The sequence below is a fragment of the Nostoc sp. DedQUE08 genome (genome assembly GCF_034530895.1).
Lineage (GTDB): Bacteria > Cyanobacteriota > Cyanobacteriia > Cyanobacteriales > Nostocaceae > Nostoc.
Window position 1 is genome coordinate 72,436 of record NZ_JAVRCD010000004.1, and the last position, 18,001, is coordinate 90,436.

Here is an 18,001-nt window from a genome sequence, read left to right on the forward strand (position 1 = left end):
TTTCTATCTTACTCAGGACTTAGCACTCTTGACTCAGCACTATTCTTCTGTTTCCTCGTCGGGAATTACGGCATCAGTATATTCGGTTTCTTCGTAGTCATCGTCATACTCACTACCGTCGTAATCTTCGTAATCATCTTCAACATCCAGCTGACCATGACGACCTTCATAAATGGCATCTGCCAATTTTCCGACTATCAGTTTAATTGACCTGATAGCATCGTCGTTTGCTGGGATGGGGATATCTACTACATCGGGGTCACAGTTTGTATCCAACATGGACACAATGGGAATATTCAGCTTTTGGCATTCTTGAACTGCGTTATATTCCCGGCGTTGGTCTACGATTACCACAATATCGGGCACTTTCCGCATTGTTTTAATGCCGCCTAAGTATTTCTGAAGCTTCGTCATTTCCCGACGTAGCATTGATGCTTCTTTTTTCGGCAATAAATCTAGTGCGCCAGTTTCTTCACGGCGTTCTAAATCTTTCAAACGGTCAACCCGTGTTTTAATGGTTGCCCAGTTGGTCAACATTCCGCCCAACCAGCGTTGGTTAATGTAGTGAGAACCACAACGGCTAGCTTCTTGGGCAATAATTCCAGCTGCTTGACGCTTGGTGCCGACAAAAAGAAATTTCTTCCCTTGTTCTGCGTGCGATCGCATGTAGTTGTAAGCATTATCCATCAACTGGGCAGTTTGCACCAAGTCGATAATATGCACGCCATTGCGGGAAGTATAAATGTAAGGAGACATTTTTGGGTTCCAACGCCGGGTCTGATGCCCAAAGTGAACCCCTGACTCCATCATTTGAGCCAATGAAACTACTGGCATATAATTTTCAACTCCGATTCGGGTTAAACCTCCATCCAAGTGTATTTCCCAATCGGGAAACACCCGAATTCTTAGATGTGCGAGATTAGTTAACCATACTAGGTTAACATATTCTGAAGAGTTGTAGTTGCTTGACCGAGTGAGGTCAAGGAAATAGTGCTGCTTACTCAACAATCGGGCAGCACTATCAATGAAAATCTTGCTATTTTAAAGGTCTACTCGCGGTCTTCTCGATCTTCGGGTTTAGGTTTTTGCCGCCGTTGTTCAATCTGGTCGTCGATAGTTTCTCTCATTTTGCGATCGGCAGCGTCCATCGCAGAATACTTAAAGCGGTTGATTATGCCACTGAACAAGTTGCCAAAGAATCTTTCAATTTCTTGCATAATTTTATACCTCAGTATTTAAAGGTAAATTCTTATTGATCTTGGACTTTCTAGTGGAAGTAGGAAATAAAACGCTAACCTGTGCTTGAAGTATCTGTTAATCTCTTAGCGTCTCTGGGTGCTTAGAGGGCTGGCGGTTTATTTATCCTTTGATTCAGTTTTGCTTGGGAATGACTGTATAAAACAGTCTTCTCAATAAAATCAGTATTGTTGAGACTTACTAGATTGAAACGCGTTAGAGATTCATCTATTGTATTCTGTCTCAGGTAATAAATGTGGCAAAGACACAGGTAACAAATTGTCTACTTGTTTGTAACAAGTCCTGTAGCTACAGCAACTTCTAGAATTACACCCTGTATATTACTGAATAGTATCGGAGTCTATATTGAGCGATCGCAACCTTGCCTTTAACTGTTCTATCTGCAATTCTGCTTGTTCTGCTCGTTGGCGTTCTTGTTCTGCTCGTTGGCGTTCTTGTTCTGCTCGTTGGCGTTCCTGTTCTACCAGTTCTTCTGCCTGCTGCCTTGCTAAAACTTCCTGCCCCAAAGCCTCTGCCAGTTCATTAGGGATGAGTAATTTTTCCCCAGTATCTTCTCGATAAAACCCAATTAGCCTTCCCTCAATCACCAAACGCAGTTGTAATGGTTCACTGCGTCCATCCTCTATAGGTTCGTAGATTTCTCCCCGCAGACGATAACCACGTAGCTGTTGTTCCACCCACTCGCCTTTAGGATCAAATAGCCAGTATTCCTTGACACCCAACTGCTCATAGAGGGTCTTTTTGAAGATTTCGTCTTGTCCCTTAGTACCAAAGGATGTCATTTCAAAAATAACTCTGGGTACTTGACCCTCTTCCCAAATTTTATAGTTGTCTCGACCACCGGGTGCAACATCAAAAATCACCATCACATCTGGGGCTACCCGCAACTTAGGAAAGCCCTGTGCATAGTAAAGGAATTGATTTCCTAATACTGTTGCCTGACGATTTGCCAAATACTGTTTCAGGACTTCTAAGGTAGTTAGTAAGGCATAAAGGTGGTCGTAAGTTTCTGCCACTGGTTGACCATCAGCACTGGGGTAGAAGATTTCTGATTCGACACTAGCAGGTAAAGTAGCCGTCATGGTTGTAAAATCAGTGCTACAAGATTATTGTAGAACAACTCTACTTCTCTCTAAGTTGAGATGTGCAAGCTTTTCAAAATATAACTAGATAACTCACAAAATCCTTCCCCTTCGGCAGCTGCGGTCATATAAGCCGGCTGATGTTGCAATTTATCTGCATATTCCAACACGTTTGCCACGCCTACAGAAACAGGAAAATAACGTCGATCGAATAAACTTTCATCATTAGGACTATCGCCGACAGTGACAATTTGTTCTGATGAATACTGGGGCAAATATTCGCGCAATACTTGCAACAATCCCACAGCTTTATCTTGTCCTTGGGGTTTAATGTGACACTGCACGTTGCTATAGGTAAATCCCCAACCCATTTGTTGACAGAGATTATCTAGGGTTTGTAGTTCGTCTTCACGCAAACCAGCTACATCAAAAGTCCAGTCGGTGATGCGAAAGCGATTATCAGCAGATTCTTGGATTTGGGGAAATTTAGTTTGTAAATTCTCAAAAGTCATAGCCAAGTGCTGGCGATGTTGAGCTAAATCAGGAATGGGTGTTAAGACTATTGGTTTCTGATTTCCAGGTGGAAAGTACAAACCGCCATTTTCTGCCATCGCACCTGCCACTGGCATCAAACTACTCAATCCACTTACCCACCCAGCAGAACGTCCGGTGACAATTAGCACTTGAATGTCAGCTGCGGCTAAATCCTCTAAAGCTTGTAGCAGTACGGGAGTAAATTTTCCTCGTCTAGTCAGGGTGCCATCCATATCTGTGGCTATCAGACGAATCTTGCTCAAGCTTGTAGATGAAACCTCAGATAGGGGAGCGAGGCTCAAATGTCTGGACATATACGGTTTGTAAAATGCTGTAAAAAATATTAATCATACAGCAAGATGACCTTGAAGATTTGGGCATCCTAAACATCAGGAGTCAAGTTTTTCAGTTTCCCACCATGTCCACTTCAATGTTTCTTGCCCAATCCTCTGGGAAAAAGGCTACTAAAAAGGCATCCCAGGAAGTACCAGCAAGTAATCCTCAAATACCACCATTATTGTTGGTAACTTCTGGAGGACTGGCTTTAGTGGTGATTGCTTTGATTGTGTATATTAAACTCCAGAAGGATAGGCTGGAGAAAAAACTTAAGTTTGAACAATTCCGCGCGCGAGAACTAGAGAAAAAGTTTAAGCTGGCGCTGGAAACAATTCGCAAAATGGAAACTAATCCCGATTTGGTGAACTCACGGGATTTTAACCTGGATTATCTGCGAATGCGGATGTCAGAGGAGGTGTTTCATTTTGCAATTCTTAATCAAATAAAGATTCAGATCAAAGAAAAAATTTCTCAAGCCCTGCGTCCAAGTCAAGCCCAACAAGGATCGGTTGGAATTGCTAATAGTGCTGGACGGCAAGTAGATGAAATTTTTGATGTCGAGTATGAGACTGGTAGTCCGGGGAATTCTGCTAAACGGGTGCTGTTTCGGATTCAAATCAAGTTAATGAAGTTACCGACGCAAGCAACTTCTGCGACTATTAGTCAAATTATTGATTGTATAGAAACTTACCTAAGCCCGATAGAAGACGAAGATAGTTGGCAACCAATAATTCAAGGTCGGATTGCTACTATGCATTGGGATCAAAAGGCTAAACCTACGCCTCTACTAGTGCTAGAACAATCGAATGAAGGGGTGAATGTGACTTTCCGTACTAGTCGCCAACCAAATACTCCAACTCCACCAAAGTCACCCGGAATTAAAAAATCAGGCTCGGCTAGACAATAAATTATGGCTGTCATTAGTCATTGGTCATTAGTCATTGGTCATTCACAAAGGACAAATGACTAATGACTAAAAATCATGACTGAATAACTGTATTGGGGGAATTACGGGTTAAAAGACCATCTTCCATTTCGACGATGCGATCGGCTATGTCTAAAATGCGGTTGTCGTGCGTAACTAACAAGATTGTAGTTCCCTGATTTTTGGCTAGACTCTGCATTATTTCCACGACATCGCGTCCTGATTGTTTGTCTAATGCTGCTGTTGGTTCGTCTGCTAGCACCAAGGGAGGACGATTCACCAAGGCGCGGGCGATCGCAATTCTTTGTTTTTGTCCACCAGAAAGATTGTCTGGGTAGTAATCAACTCGTTCTTCTAGACCGACAGACCCCAGCATAGCTTTTGATTTAGCCACTGCTTCTGTTTGAGAAATATTATCGTTCAATTCCACTGCCATTTGCACATTTTGCTTGGCTGTCAAGAACCCTAGTAAATTGTGAGCTTGGAAAATATAACCAATGTTGCGTCGCATCTGCACTAATTTGTTTTGACTGACGCCAATAAGTTCTTCACCTAAAAATTTTAAACTTCCTTCTTGTACAGACCGCAAACCACCAATTAAGCTCAGTAATGTTGTTTTACCTGAACCCGATGGCCCGGTCATAATCACAATCTCACCTGGATAAATGTCTAGGTTGATATCAAATAATATCTGTTTTCTCAGTGCGCCTTTGCCATAGAAGTGATTAAGATTTTTAATGGCGATTACAGGTTCTTTTTCCATGATATTTTTGTTATTTATAAATTAGTAGTTCCAAACTTTAACTGTAGGGACTTTCAGAAATTAAATTTGCTTGTTTTTTATCATAAGCCAAAATTATTATTCATATTTTTTAATTAACATTGTATTAATTAAAAGATATCTGCTGGATCGGCAGAGCGTAATTTTCTAACTGCGATCGCACCAGAAATAATGCACATCAGCATAGTCAAAATCAATACCATTACAGCTCGCTCAAAACTCATAAAAACTGGTAAAAGTGTTGCATTTCTGGCGCTGCTATACATAAATAAGGCAAAAACTATTCCAGGAAAATAGCCTAGAACTGCTAATAATAAAGCTTCTTGAAGAATTACTGTCAATAAATAGTTTTGTGTGTAACCTATTGCCTTGAGGGTAGCGTACTCAGCTAAGTGATCTGCAACTTCTGTGTAAAGAATTTGATAAACAATCACAGTCCCCACAATGAAACCCATGACAGTCCCTAATGTGAAAATAAAGCCAATAGCTGTACTATTCGCCCAGTAACTCCGCTCAAAATCAATAAATTCTTGTTTAGTTAAAACATTCACTTCATTAGGTAAATACTTTCGTAATTGTTGGGCAACAACATTAGCATCGGCTCCCGGTTTTAATCTAATTAGCCCAATATCAATTAATCCTTTTTGACGATTGCTGAATATTCGGAAAAAGTTGAGATCGCTTGTAATTAAATTACCATCTGCACCAAATGATGCACCTAACGTAAATAGCCCTTCTACTTTAATTCGCCGCCTTCGTACTTCTGCTATTACAGTCTTTCCTTGGTCATAATTAGCAGCGATCGGCCCATACTCTACCCTAGAAGAACGGTCAAAGAGAACTACATCAGGTAGTTTAAGTTTATCTAAATTTTCCTGAACTCCAGGTAAATTAACTAGGTTAGTTTCTGGGTTCATTCCAAAAATTAGGATACTCCGAGGACGCCCGGTTACAGGATTTTTCCAGATTGTAAAGTCCAAATAGATCGGATGTACAGATTGAACTGCGGGTAATTCTAAAGCTTTATATAACCGTCGCTGAGAAAAGCTTCTCATCGCCAATATAGCGTTAGATTGACTATTAATTAAAACAATATCGCCTTGCAAACTGTTATGGAATCTAACGTTACTATAATACAGAGCATCTCGAAAGCCGAGTTGCATAAACATTAAAATATCGGCAAAAGCAATTCCTGCTAACGCCACAGCTAGACGAGTTTTTTCCCTTGTCAGTTGTAGCCATGACAGAGGTATTTTTTGATTCATTTTATAGGCATCCAAGCAGAGTTCAGATAATTCGTAATTCGTAATTCGTAATTCGTAATTAAGAGCATTTTCAATCCAAAATATCAAGTTGTACATTGGTATTGCTGCTCACCTATAACTTAATTAGTTATTAATATCCACAAGAACTTTGGCGTAAGTTAAACCAGAAACTTTTTGGCTATCTTCTGGAGACAGAGCAATTTTAACTTCTACTACTCTGGCATCCACATCTGCGGCTGGATCTGTATTCAGTACATCTTTTTTACCAATTTTTCTGCCAATTTCAGTGACAGTTCCTTTTAATTCACCGTTAAATGCGCCGTTATCACTGGTGATAGTAGCATTTTGACCAAGACGCACTTTACCAATGCTGTCTTCAGCGACTTCAGCAATTACAAACATTTGGTTAGTTTGGCCAAGTTCAGCAATGCCATTTGCGCCGATCGCTTCGCCTGATTTGGCGTAAACCTTTAAAATTTCTCCAGCGATTGGTGCTTGAACGTAGCTTAACCTCAGTTCTGCTTCAGCTTTTCTGACATTTGCGATCGCATTGCTAACTTGGGCTTGCGCTACTTGCACATCGGTAGGACTAACATCTAAAATTCTGCTTAGTTTGGCCTTTTCTTCATCGATTTGTCTTTGCAAAGTTGCTAAAGTTTTATCACGATTAACTCTGGCTTCGATTAACTGCTGTTGCAAAGTTGCTAAATTTTGTATTTGGGTAGCTCTGGCTTCGGCAAGTTGCTGTCGCAAAGTTGCCAATGTCTGCTTTAGGGTAGCTTGGCTTTCAGCCACCTGTTGATTAGAAGTTACTGCACTCAAGCGTCTTCTGTCCCGCTCTTGCTGAGAAATAGCACCTTCTTTGTATAAATAATCATAGCGTCCGGCATCGACTTGAGCATTGCGCTGTTCGGCTTGAATACGTGCAAGCGTTGCTCTGAGAGCATCTCTTTGCCCACTGAGTTCAGCTTCTAGGCGATTCACGGTTGCTTGTTGGACAAGTTTATCACCACTTAACTGAGCTGCAATCCGCGCGATCGTTGCTTGCCCTGCATTCCTTTCCCCAATTAACTGCGCTTGTAGGCGAGCAATAACTGCTCTTTGAGCTTGAATATCTCTTGGAGAGCCAGCCCTGACTTGCGCTAAATTCGCACTGGCTTCTTGGACTTTCGCTTTTGCCTCTTGTAGTCCGGCTACTTGGGTATCGCGGTTGTCCAAAATTGCCACAATTTGACCTTGCTTTACCCGTTCGCCCTCTCTCACTAGAAGTTGCTGAATTCGTGACGATGGCGCTAATCCTGATGATGGGGCGGACAATTTAACAACTTCGCCTCGCGGTTCCAAACGCCCTACAGCACTAATGCTATTGGTAGATGGCATTACGGGTGCGGATGTAGTTAGTTTTCTTAACTGCTCGATTTTGGCCGTACCTAGTATCCCAGCAGCGATTACTACTGGCACGGCTACAGCGATACCCCACCAAATCTTAGGTTGTTCATGATTTAGTGTCTGTTCACTTGGTTTCGGCTTTTCAGTCACCCTTGACATAGTATGTTGCCCATTTACCTGAATTGTGCTGATGGAAGTAAAAATAAAAAGGTTTTTAATCAACAGCCAGCTGTTAGGACAAACAACAGTGGTTTCAAGCTGGGTATGGCTTAAAAATCCATTGTGTGATGAACGTTCAACACTATGGCTTTACAAAATGGTGTTTTCTATAGCCGCTCATTATGTATGCAATACACTTTGCTCTCTCCAAACCTCTCTTTTAAAACGAGAGAGGCTTGGAGGCGCTTACTAGGGCGCGGGGTTAGGTCTGTATTGAAACTGAGAAACGCTATAGTAGCTGACTATTTAATAACTTTGAGTATTATTGAGACATGAGTGCAATGGAAGTTAGCTGAATTCACAAGCAGTATGAATTTAGATATAGAGACGCGATATATCAGGTCTCTATAAAAAATTCTAAATTGGTATGATGCGCTACTTTACTGCTACATTTACTACGGCTATAGTTGGTCACAAAATTGAAAAGAAATATCAAAAATAGACTGTTGCCTTTGTTGGACACAATCTTGCTAAAAAAGTTAGTCTTCCTTAAGTCAATCAACGATTAACTAACTAAAAAATGTCTGTCAATTTGAGCATTCCTAACATCACATCAGAGTTTCCTTAACTTTCTGGTCAATGAGTTAGCTGTCTCTAGTTGTTTGCACCTACCAAGACAACAAACCATTTTGTGATATTCGCTTCAAAGACCTTACTATTCTCCTTGTTGCTGTTTTGGAACTCCATAAAACTCTCGTTGAATGAATTCTACATTTATCCATTAGCTGAAAACGTAGCAGAGCCTACAGATGGGAGAGATGAGGGTGATGGAGGAGATGATTAAGTTGGCAGGTCGAATAAAACTGTGGTCATATAATTTTCTGCCCAAGCTGGGCCAAAGGCTTTTTCAAGTACGCGGCGGGTTTTATCGTTTTGCTGCTGTTTAGTGCAGTAGTTGTGTTGTCCGGCAAGATTTTGGGTGACTTGTTCAACTGAAACAGGATGTGACGCGATCGCTTGGATGCAATGAATGTCTAAAAATTCTCGCACCCGCGAGAGAAACATTGTTTCTTCTTCAGGGGAACTGGGGCGGACAAAGATGCAAAAATCAGAAAAAATATTTCCCCATTCTGGTAATTCACGGGGTTGGGAAAAGTTAAGCACTGTTAGCTGTGTCAGCGCCGAAGTATAAGATTCTGGTAAGGTGCGTTCTGCTTGAATAGGAGAAAGGTCTGCGATCGCTGCACTAATTTGACCTCTACCCCCAACTAAATCACAACCAAACATCGGCAGGTTGTATTCTGGGCGAGGAAACATGACGCAGTGCAAAATATCCAGCATATTTCCGATTTTTGCCAGTTCCAAGTGCATTTTCCGAAACTGGGGCGTTTGATAGCAACGGTTTTCAATCGTCAGTTTTTCGCCTTCTAGTCTACCTTCCACATACCCCAACTCATTAGGCAAATGGTAAGGGGATAAATCCAGGTGCTGATGCCAAGCTGCCTCAATACAATCAGCTAGCTGACGAATTAGGGGATGTTGTTGCTCACGCAGCGAGGGCATAGAAGTAAATGACATATTCTAGTTGGGAATGCGATCTAGTGGCCAGTCTACAACCTGTCGTGCCATACCTGTTGTGGTCTGCAATATAAGCAAACACTTACACCCAGCCAACGTAAATTTATAAGACAGATACTTTTCAGAAGGATTATTTATTTTGTAGTCTAGGTTACAGAATTAATTTTGGATTAGCCCATTCGTAAAGGCTAATAGAAAGCTATGAAACTAGATTCTCGTAGACCAGATTTTGCTGTGCAACCAAAAAGACAGAATCTGGAAGGTTTGCAGCAGTTAAGAGCTTCTACTTGGGTAAACCTTTTGCAACTTCCCAACCCCTTTAGTTTTGACGAAGCACTTTTATTGTGTCCGGTTTCAGCAGATGAATGGCTAGTCTGGATTCCAGATCATGGCGAAGCAATACTCAATATCAGGCAATTTAGTTATTAGTTATAGGTCATTGGGCATTGGGCACAGGGCATTGGATACTGGGTATTGGTTATTCACTTTGGACAAATGACAAATGACAAATGACAAATGACAAATGACTATTGCTGCCAGAAATCAGTGACATCGTATCCCAATTCACTTAGCATCTGCCGCAGCAGGGGTAAACTAAGTCCAATTACATTGCTGTGGCAGCCTTCAATTTTTTCCACGAAGAAACTTCCAAAACCTTCAATGGCAAAAGCACCAGCACACTTGAGCGGTTCACCTGTAGCAACATAAGCTTTAATTGCCTTCTCGCTCATTTGAGCAAAGTAAACTCTTGTAACTTGTGACTTGACTAAAGTACGGTTTTGCTGATTGTCAATTAAGGCGTGACCTGTGTACAAGTCGCCAAAGTTACCTTGCATTATCTGCCAACGAGCGATCGCTTCAGAGAAGTCTGCCGGTTTGCCGTAAATTTCACCATTGATGGACAAAACTGAATCACAACCAATAACCAAAGCTGATTGAAACTGTGGGGCTACAGTTTCCGCTTTATACTGGGCAAGAGTTTTGACCAATTCTGCTGGTTCACTTAGTTCAATTTGCGACTCATCAAAGTCACTAGGTTGAACTATTGGTTCAATACCAACAGTTTGCAGTAAGCGGCGTCGGGCTGGAGAAGCTGAAGCAAGTACAAAAGGTGGAATTTTCATGAGATTTTAGAAAAATTATTAATTGGGCATTGGGCATTGGGCATTGTAATTAAGTTTCTTTCTTATTCCCCATTCCCAATTCCCCATTCCCTATTTCCTACTCCCTAATTAATAAACAGAAAAAGAATTAACAACCTCATCAATCATTCGTTTAACTTTTTGCCAGCGTTTTTCAGGAATTGAGGCGTTGAAGGTAAAAAGTTTACCACGGCTCACAGCAACGCTGGCGATGTTGTGTCGTTCCTGTTGATTGGGGAGTTTAACCTCATACTCTAAAAGGTAGTATGTTTTACCGTCTACTTCTCGCTGGGCAGCATTGACTAATTCAGCCGAACGACCAGAATCAGGAGGCGCAAGAGCTGCTTTTCCTAATTTGTATCCTACTTCTGTTGGGGTTCCCAATTCTGACAAAGTTTTGCCTTCAGGAACTGGGCTAATCACAACCGAAACATTTTCAGACACCTCAATCAAATCGTGGAAAACCACATCTGGCCCATCGGCAACTTTAACTGGCAGCCAGCCGTTAGGATATAAAAACTGATAGCCATCACCACTGTCTACAAAGCTTTTGAGTCCAGCCGCAGCCGCAACATCCGAATTACTCAGACTGAAGCTCAACACCAATAGCAAAATTAATACAATTCGTTTCCACATTTCTACAGATTCCTTTGGGCTGGAGATAACACAAGGCTTGCATCATTTCTCGTCTTTATTCTCCCACCAACCGGGACGCTTCGGATAATGTATTAGATGGTGAAGTATAAATGCTTATGTTCCCTAACGTCTAATTTTGAAGAAGAATTCAAAAGTCAAAATTCAGTAGTCATCAAGACGCTTCTGGTAGAAAAGCATCTCCGACAGGAGAAGGCTTTACGCTACGCTATCCGTCAGTTTACAGAATTCCCAACTGAATCCTGGCTCACCTTGACTGCGCTTCGCGGATCGCCTGACTCCTGAATTCTGTTTGAAAAAAAAGGAGAGGCAGATAATTCTACCTCTCCTATACAGGGACAAACAAATGACTTGAACTATCCCATGATTAATTCCAACTGACTAGACTTAGTATCTGTTGGGTTTGTGAACAAGAAAGCTGAGAACTTGGCACTGCTTGATGTTGTCAAAACCCACAACACGGATATAGCTGTTGTTAAATTGAGAACGGCATCCTTGAACTTCGCTCAATACTTCTTGAGTAGATTTAGCACCGAACAAAGGCAACTTCCACATTGTCCAATATAATTCTGTTGGCTCAGAAGTTTCGTTAAACTCGATCGCAGGAATGTAACCTTGATTCAAGATGTACTGGACTTGTTTAGCGATTTGAGCATCAGACAGAGGGGGAAGATAAGAAAGGGTTTCGTAACGACGCTCTTTTGGTAAAGTTTGCATAGCTTTTGATAATGGGTTGCGATTTTTACTAGTAGATTGACCGAACTAATTGGATAAGTTATCCAAATCCCGATCTGAAGGTGTTTGCTGTTCTGGTTGCAGACTGGGGTTAGATGTGTCTATTAGTGTGATGCGTTCTAAATGCTGGCGACGCTGCTCCATATTGGCTTGCTGAATGCCAGTGCGAACCATTTCCGGTAAAAATTCTGCAATTTCTTCCGCAATATGTTCTCTGACAGTCATGATTCGCAAAGCCAAATCTGGTTTTTCTCGCAACAGTTGCTCAATGAATGACTCACCATTTTGAATTTTGCCAGACGAAAAGTTATGCAACCAAAGTTCTAATGGCGGATTAGTTTCACCTAGCTGTGCCAATACTGTCCTTAGAGCCTGATAAGTCAGATAGCTTTGGAGAGTTTTGGCTGTGTCCTTCGCAATTTGCTTAAGATTCATGCTTGACCCCAGCCCTGAAGAGTTATGAGTTATGAGTTACGAGTTATGAATTAATGCAAATCCTAACTCTTGTACAGACGCGATTAATGAGCCAGCGCGTTGCGGTGAATCCAGCGCTGTAGGCAACTGGTGACATCCAAAAGAGGGTTTCCAAGGCAGCCGCTCATGGGGGAAGCCCCCAAAACCGCGCTGCCTTACCGTTGTAGCGACTGGCGTCGCGTCTTTACTTCTAACTCTTAACTCTTAACTGTTAACCCAGATCAGACGGTATCCATTGCTTCAAACTCGAACTTGATTTCTTTCCACAGTTCGCAAGCAGCAGCCAGTTCAGGAGACCACTTGGCAGCTTCGCGGATGATATCGTTACCTTCACGAGCCAAGTTGCGGCCTTCGTTACGAGCTTGAACAACGGCTTCTAAGGCGACGCGGTTAGCGGTTGCACCAGGAGCGTTACCCCAAGGGTGTCCCAGAGTACCACCACCGAATTGTAGTACGGAGTCATCACCAAAGATTTCTACTAGCGCGGGCATGTGCCATACGTGGATACCACCAGAAGCAACTGCCATTACACCAGGTAGAGAAGCCCAGTCTTGGGTAAAGTAAATACCACGAGACTTGTCTTGCTCAATGTAGTTTTCACGCAACAGGTCAACGAAGCCCATTGTGATGCCGCGTTCACCTTCTAATTTACCAACTACTGTACCAGTGTGGATGTGGTCACCACCAGACAAACGTAGAGCTTTAGCCAATACACGGAAGTGAATACCGTGGTTCTTTTGACGGTCAATTACAGCGTGCATAGCACGGTGAATGTGCAGCAAGATACCGTTATCGCGGCACCAACGAGCCAATGTAGTGTTGGCGGTGAAACCTGCGGTGAGGTAGTCATGCATGATGATGGGCATTTTGAGTTCTTTAGCGTACTCAGCCCGCTTCAGCATTTCTTCACAGGTAGGAGCGGTGACGTTTAGGTAGTGACCTTTAATTTCACCGGTTTCTGCTTGAGATTTGTTGATAGCTTCAGCGACGAACAAGAAGCGATCGCGCCATCTTTGGAATGGTGCGGAGTTAATGTTTTCGTCGTCTTTGGTGAAGTCCAAACCACCGCGTAAGCACTCGTATACAGCGCGTCCGTAGTTCTTAGCGGAAAGACCCAATTTGGGCTTAATGGTACAACCCAACAAAGGACGACCGTATTTGTTTAACTTATCGCGCTCAACTTGGATACCGTGAGGAGGCCCTTGGAAGGTCTTGATGTAAGCTACTGGGAAACGGATGTCTTCTAGACGCAGTGCCCGTAGCGCTTTGAAACCAAATACGTTACCGACAATTGAGGTTAATACGTTGGTTACAGAGCCTTCTTCAAATAAGTCCAAAGGATAGGCAACGTAACAAATGTACTGGTTGTCTTCGCCCCGAACTGGTTCGATGTCGTAGCAACGACCTTTGTAGCGATCGAGGTCGGTGAGCAAATCTGTCCACACAGTTGTCCAAGTACCTGTGGAGGATTCAGCCGCAACAGCCGCACCTGCTTCTTCGGGAGGAACACCAGGCTGAGGTGTCATACGGAACGCAGCTAGAAGATCGGTATCTTTTGGTGTGTAATCCGGTGTGTAATAAGTTAGTCTGTAATCTTTAACCCCGGCTTGATACCCAGATTTGCTCTGAGTCTTCGTTTGAGCGTAAGACATAATTTTATCCTTCCCTGAAATCACTCTTTTTAATTATCAAATCACGTTTTGTGCAACTTCCCCTCACCCCGCTCTTGCCCCCCTTGAGCGAGGGGAAGATCGGAAAAATTTTTTGTTAGGAGTTGCCTTTGGCAAAGGTTAGCAGTTTTTTTGCGGCGGACACAATGGATAGCGGTGGTAGCCCTCCTCACCAGTGTTTTCCCCTTCTAGGGGTACACGACCTAGCGCTTCTACTGTTCCCTCTTGCTAAAAATCAAAATTCTTTTTTACCTCTTCTTCGCACCCAACTAAACCTTCTCTTCTCAATTTCACCAAAACTTCCGCACTTTGCGGCTTGATTTAGATAATTCCCCCATAAATTCGGGTATTTAGGGGATTGGGCTGGCTGGCACACATTCCCGCCTTTACACTCCTTATATCTTTCCCTTTGATGGAAAAGACACCAGAAAAGAATTTACTTGACAGAGATTTAGCAGAGTGGTGAGCAAAAGATAAAAGAATTGCACACCACGTAATTTGTAACTTGTTTCACAATATATCAAGAATTCGATAAGTTATTCTTTGAAAGTTTTTAACTTATCTATTTAATTTTGTTATTACATAAAAATTTAAACTTTTTGTTACAAATACTTTACAAAATGTCATTAATGATATCCGGGGACTGGGTATTGGGTAATGAGAAAGTATTCCTAAATATTTATTTCCTAGTTCCCAGTCCCCAGTCCCCAATCCCCAATCCCCAGTCCCCAATCCCCAGTCCCCAGTCCCCAGTCCCCAGTCCCCAATCCCCAATCCCCAATCCCCAATGTTTAAAAAATCCCAGCTAGGGGAACACTGAAATTAACCCAAAGCCAGTTTAGGTAAATGCTATGGGTACTGTCTCCAAAGGAAATGTCACCGTGGTATTGTTTTACAAGCGTACTAGTTTATTAATTACTTCTATCTTGCTGGGGTTGATAGCTTTGCCAAATATGGGATGGGCGCAAAAAACCCCTGACATTAATTCATCTGATGTAACCCCCGCTTACCCAGCTTCCGCACCGCCACCGCGAGTAGAATCTTTGCCTAATGAGCGGGGAGTTGAAGAAAATTCGCCAAAAACTGATTATCGTGTTGGTAATTTATTGGGAGATGTTACAGGTAATCTTTGGGTAGGTTCTTGGCGGGGATTATCGCGGATCGATCCTAAAACCGGCAAGATTATTTCTCGTGTTAGCTTACCGAATGTTGCCATTGGTGCTTTAGCCCAAGACAAAGTAGGACGTTTGTGGGTAGGAAGTTATGAGGGACTAGTTCGAGTTGACCCCCGCACTAACGAAATCACCGCGCAAAATTTATTTTTGCCTTCTAAACGCGTGTTGTCACTGTTACTTGACAAACGGGGTTATTTGTGGACTGGAACCGATAGCGGTTTAGCTCTCATTAGTCCCGACCAAGGCTTGATTATGACAACATTAAAAAATCTGCCTGGTGTCAGTGCTAATGCCCTGACTTTAGATGCTGAAGGTCAATTGTGGGTTGGTACTCTGGATGGATTGGTACGGGTAAATACTGCTAGTGCTGTGGTTATGAAGCGAATAGCCGATTTACCAGGGACAACTGTACAAGCTTTAGCTATTAGTCCAGAAGGGTTAATTTGGGCGGGAATGCCGAATAATTTGCTAGTTATTAACCCAAAAACTGGTGCAGTGTTGCGGTCTGTAACTCGTCTGCGTGGGCGTGACGTGACAGCAGTACGTTTTGCGAAAGATGGTAGTGTCTGGGTCGGGACTAATAATGGTTTGTTACGATTAAATCCAAATACAGGAGCTGTATTAGACTCAGAAGTTGCTGGACTTCCTTCTAGTCGGGTTCTTACCCTTGCACCTGACATCGGCAATAAATTATGGATTGGTACTAGTGAAGGTCTAGCGTGGTTAATGCCCAAAACGGACAGTGCAAAACCCCATATTGCTTTCAGTCGCGCCGTTAAATGATTAGTCATTTGTCCTTTGTCATTAGTCATTTGCTAAGGACAGAAGACAAAGGACAAAAAATCCAAAATCTAAAATCTAAAATCTAAAATTGGCAATGGCAATCACTACCCAGCAATTAATTCAATGGAAACAACAGGGACGTTCAATTGTGGCGTTGACTGCCTGGGATTATGCGATCGCTCAACTCCTGGACGCAGCTGGTGTAGACTTAATCCTTGTGGGTGATTCTATGGCAGTAGTTCTTGGGTATGAAACAACACTGCCGATAACTTTGGATGAGATTATATATCACGCCAAAGCTGTGCGTCGTGGGGTTAAACGGGCATTAGTAGTTGTAGATTTACCTTTTTTGACGTATCAAGAAAGTCTCCAACAAGCGATGCACTCAGCTGGGCGGGTACTAAAGGAAACGGGCGCTCAAGCGGTAAAATTAGAAGGTGGCTATCCAGCAATGGCCGAAACTGTGGCTCGTTTAGTAGAAGCCGGAATTCCGGTAATGGGTCATGTGGGTTTGACACCACAATCGATACATCAACTGGGTTTGCGACAACAAGGTAAAACACAAGAAGCCAGTGAGAGGATTTTACTTGAAGCGATCGCTCTGGAACAAGCAGGTGTATTTTCTTTAGTGTTGGAGCATATCCCCGCAGATTTAGCAATGCAGATTTCACAAAAATTAAGTATTCCCACAATTGGTATCGGTGCGGGAATTCACTGTGATGGACAAGTTTTAGTTACTTCAGATGTCCTTGGACTTGCCCAAAAGCATCCACCATTCGCCAAAGTTTACACGAATTTGCGCGAGACGATTACCAAAGCCGTGCAAGATTATGCCGCAGAAGTGCGAGAGCGGAAGTTTCCTTGACTTCATCATTAACTATGGCTGAAACTGAAGCAACAAATTTCTTAAGAGTTCTACTTCAACAAGATGCAGAGCATATACAAACTTGGTTGAGAATGGTTTGGGCAGAGCAACAGCAATTACCAGAAAAATTTAACTGGCTTGGTTTGGCTCAAATCTCTACTTTCAATGCTCAAGAACTAGCCGATGAACAATCTAATGAATCTCATTCAAAGAGCCTTGCTTGGGCAGAGATAGCAACTTCAGTTTACGAATTTTTAGCTGAAAATAATCCTAGTTTTTCTGAACGATATCTAGATTCTTTAATGCTATTACGAGCTTACATGATCCTAAAATTTGGTGCTATTCCAGGAAATCCAGTTCTCGATATACATTTAATTATTAATTGGTTTTTCGATAATTTACACATTTCCTACCAAGAAGCATTAATTAAAGCAGCAGATTGGAGAAAAGCTTTAGCAGCCAATAATCCAGAAGAAACTCAAAAAAAGTTTGATAGCGAACTGGAAGATTTCAGAAAATTAAGGTTGATTAAGAGTCGTTTAAGAATCATTAAATATTTATCTAATAGTAAAGATTTTTTTCCAAACGAGGAACTCAATATTTGGATTTCACTTTGGGAGAAATTGCCCTGAGTCTTGCTGCCTAAGTACTTTTAAATCCTTTAATATGCGCAGTAGTACCGCAACCTAAATGATTAAATCAACAATAACTAATAAATAAAAGTTAAACAAAGGGCTATCGAGAACATAAAAAACCCCGACTTGATAGCCGAGGTAAATGGGAGAAGTCCAAATGTCGATGGGATATTGCAAAACCGAAGTCTGTTTTTCTTAGTTAACACCCAATGCAACCAAAACTATATAGGTAATAGACAAGGTGCAATTTTAGCTATGCAGCTTACTCTAGGGCTTTACTAAGCTATGTAAATAAATATAACAATAATATTACAAATGGTCAATTAGACTTGACAAACAAAGGCTAATATAATTTATAAGGAATACTTATCAAAACAGTACGATCGGCAAATAAAACGGGTTACTGGGTGGATAGTGCAATGAAAGCGAGAACCGATGTTTTGGGGAGTAGAAAAACTAAGCGATTAGTTGCACAATTCAGGGTAGGTGGAATTAAGCCAGAGATTTGAGAAGCTAGCTACTAGATCGCGAAAGTCTTTACAATTCCTTTGTTGACTCAAAA

At 42.1% G+C, this 18,001-nt stretch carries 18 protein-coding genes; 5 read left to right on the top strand and 13 right to left on the bottom strand.

Going from position 1 to position 18,001, the window contains the following annotated elements; genetic code table 11:
- Positions 1-39: 39 nt before the first annotated feature.
- From rpsB to RMY64_RS04030, 4 genes are all read right to left on the bottom strand, one after another.
- Positions 40-834 carry a 30S ribosomal protein S2 gene (gene rpsB, locus RMY64_RS04015; protein WP_190913288.1) on the bottom strand — a complete coding sequence of 265 codons (795 nt, stop codon included), beginning with the start codon at positions 832-834 and terminating at the stop codon, positions 40-42.
- A 215-nt stretch (positions 835-1,049) separates the two neighbouring features.
- On the bottom strand, positions 1,050-1,217 hold the full coding sequence (locus tag RMY64_RS04020) for a hypothetical protein (protein WP_322699371.1): 168 nt from the start codon (positions 1,215-1,217) through the stop codon (positions 1,050-1,052).
- Positions 1,218-1,577: 360 nt separating this feature from the next.
- Positions 1,578-2,339: a Uma2 family endonuclease gene (locus tag RMY64_RS04025; protein WP_322699372.1), complete on the bottom strand. Its 762-nt coding sequence runs from the start codon at positions 2,337-2,339 to the stop codon at positions 1,578-1,580.
- A gap of 50 nt (positions 2,340-2,389) precedes the next feature.
- Entirely contained in the window at positions 2,390-3,187 is a 798-nt protein-coding gene (locus tag RMY64_RS04030; protein ID WP_322699373.1) for an HAD family hydrolase, read from the bottom strand.
- Positions 3,188-3,291: 104 nt separating this feature from the next.
- On the opposite strand from RMY64_RS04030, the gene RMY64_RS04035 reads away from it, so the two are divergent.
- Positions 3,292-4,116, top strand: a complete 825-nt coding sequence (locus RMY64_RS04035; protein WP_322699374.1) for a hypothetical protein — start codon at positions 3,292-3,294, stop codon at positions 4,114-4,116.
- A 73-nt stretch (positions 4,117-4,189) separates the two neighbouring features.
- On the opposite strand, the gene RMY64_RS04040 is transcribed toward RMY64_RS04035, so the two are convergent.
- The 4 genes from RMY64_RS04040 to RMY64_RS04055 form a co-directional block, all read right to left on the bottom strand.
- Entirely contained in the window at positions 4,190-4,897 is a 708-nt protein-coding gene (locus tag RMY64_RS04040; RefSeq protein ID WP_322660100.1) for a DevA family ABC transporter ATP-binding protein, read from the bottom strand.
- Positions 4,898-5,025: 128 nt separating this feature from the next.
- Positions 5,026-6,180 carry an ABC transporter permease DevC gene (devC, locus tag RMY64_RS04045; protein WP_322699434.1) on the bottom strand — a complete coding sequence of 385 codons (1,155 nt, stop codon included), beginning with the start codon at positions 6,178-6,180 and terminating at the stop codon, positions 5,026-5,028.
- A 123-nt stretch (positions 6,181-6,303) separates the two neighbouring features.
- A complete protein-coding gene (locus RMY64_RS04050) occupies positions 6,304-7,728 on the bottom strand; it encodes an HlyD family efflux transporter periplasmic adaptor subunit (protein WP_322673509.1) in 1,425 nt (474 codons plus the stop codon).
- Positions 7,729-8,568: 840 nt separating this feature from the next.
- Positions 8,569-9,306: a phycocyanobilin:ferredoxin oxidoreductase gene (locus tag RMY64_RS04055; RefSeq protein ID WP_322673510.1), complete on the bottom strand. Its 738-nt coding sequence runs from the start codon at positions 9,304-9,306 to the stop codon at positions 8,569-8,571.
- 201 nt (positions 9,307-9,507) lie between these two features.
- Here RMY64_RS04055 and RMY64_RS04060 point away from each other — a divergent pair, with 201 nt between their 5' ends.
- Positions 9,508-9,735, top strand: coding sequence for a hypothetical protein (locus RMY64_RS04060; protein WP_322699375.1), 228 nt, complete (start codon positions 9,508-9,510; stop codon positions 9,733-9,735).
- Positions 9,736-9,833: 98 nt separating this feature from the next.
- Here RMY64_RS04060 and RMY64_RS04065 read toward each other — a convergent pair whose 3' ends face one another.
- The 5 genes from RMY64_RS04065 to RMY64_RS04085 form a co-directional block, all read right to left on the bottom strand.
- Positions 9,834-10,430 carry a nucleoside triphosphate pyrophosphatase gene (locus RMY64_RS04065; protein WP_322699376.1) on the bottom strand — a complete coding sequence of 199 codons (597 nt, stop codon included), beginning with the start codon at positions 10,428-10,430 and terminating at the stop codon, positions 9,834-9,836.
- A gap of 108 nt (positions 10,431-10,538) precedes the next feature.
- On the bottom strand, positions 10,539-11,084 hold the full coding sequence (gene psbP / locus RMY64_RS04070; RefSeq protein WP_322673513.1) for a photosystem II reaction center PsbP: 546 nt from the start codon (positions 11,082-11,084) through the stop codon (positions 10,539-10,541).
- 405 nt (positions 11,085-11,489) lie between these two features.
- Positions 11,490-11,819 carry a ribulose bisphosphate carboxylase small subunit gene (locus RMY64_RS04075; protein ID WP_069072884.1) on the bottom strand — a complete coding sequence of 110 codons (330 nt, stop codon included), beginning with the start codon at positions 11,817-11,819 and terminating at the stop codon, positions 11,490-11,492.
- Positions 11,820-11,864: 45 nt separating this feature from the next.
- Positions 11,865-12,272 (bottom strand): RuBisCO chaperone RbcX, encoded by a 408-nt coding sequence (rcbX, locus tag RMY64_RS04080; RefSeq protein WP_322673514.1) that lies wholly within the window; start codon positions 12,270-12,272, stop codon positions 11,865-11,867.
- A gap of 260 nt (positions 12,273-12,532) precedes the next feature.
- Positions 12,533-13,963, bottom strand: coding sequence for a form I ribulose bisphosphate carboxylase large subunit (locus RMY64_RS04085; protein WP_322673515.1), 1,431 nt, complete (start codon positions 13,961-13,963; stop codon positions 12,533-12,535).
- An 869-nt stretch (positions 13,964-14,832) separates the two neighbouring features.
- Between RMY64_RS04085 and RMY64_RS04090 the strand changes: the two genes are divergently transcribed.
- The 3 genes from RMY64_RS04090 to RMY64_RS04100 all read left to right on the top strand — a co-directional run bounded on the left by RMY64_RS04090 (position 14,833) and on the right by RMY64_RS04100 (position 17,436).
- Complete coding sequence (locus tag RMY64_RS04090; protein WP_322673516.1) at positions 14,833-15,939, top strand: ligand-binding sensor domain-containing protein; 1,107 nt, start codon at positions 14,833-14,835, stop codon at positions 15,937-15,939.
- A 94-nt stretch (positions 15,940-16,033) separates the two neighbouring features.
- On the top strand, positions 16,034-16,804 hold the full coding sequence (panB, locus tag RMY64_RS04095) for a 3-methyl-2-oxobutanoate hydroxymethyltransferase (protein WP_322673517.1): 771 nt from the start codon (positions 16,034-16,036) through the stop codon (positions 16,802-16,804).
- The gene (locus RMY64_RS04100) at positions 16,801-17,436 is read left to right on the top strand and encodes a hypothetical protein (RefSeq protein WP_322673518.1); all 636 of its coding nucleotides are present in this window, start codon (positions 16,801-16,803) and stop codon (positions 17,434-17,436) included. Before panB ends, RMY64_RS04100 begins: the two co-directional genes overlap by 4 nt.
- The last annotated feature ends 565 nt before the right edge of the window (positions 17,437-18,001 follow it).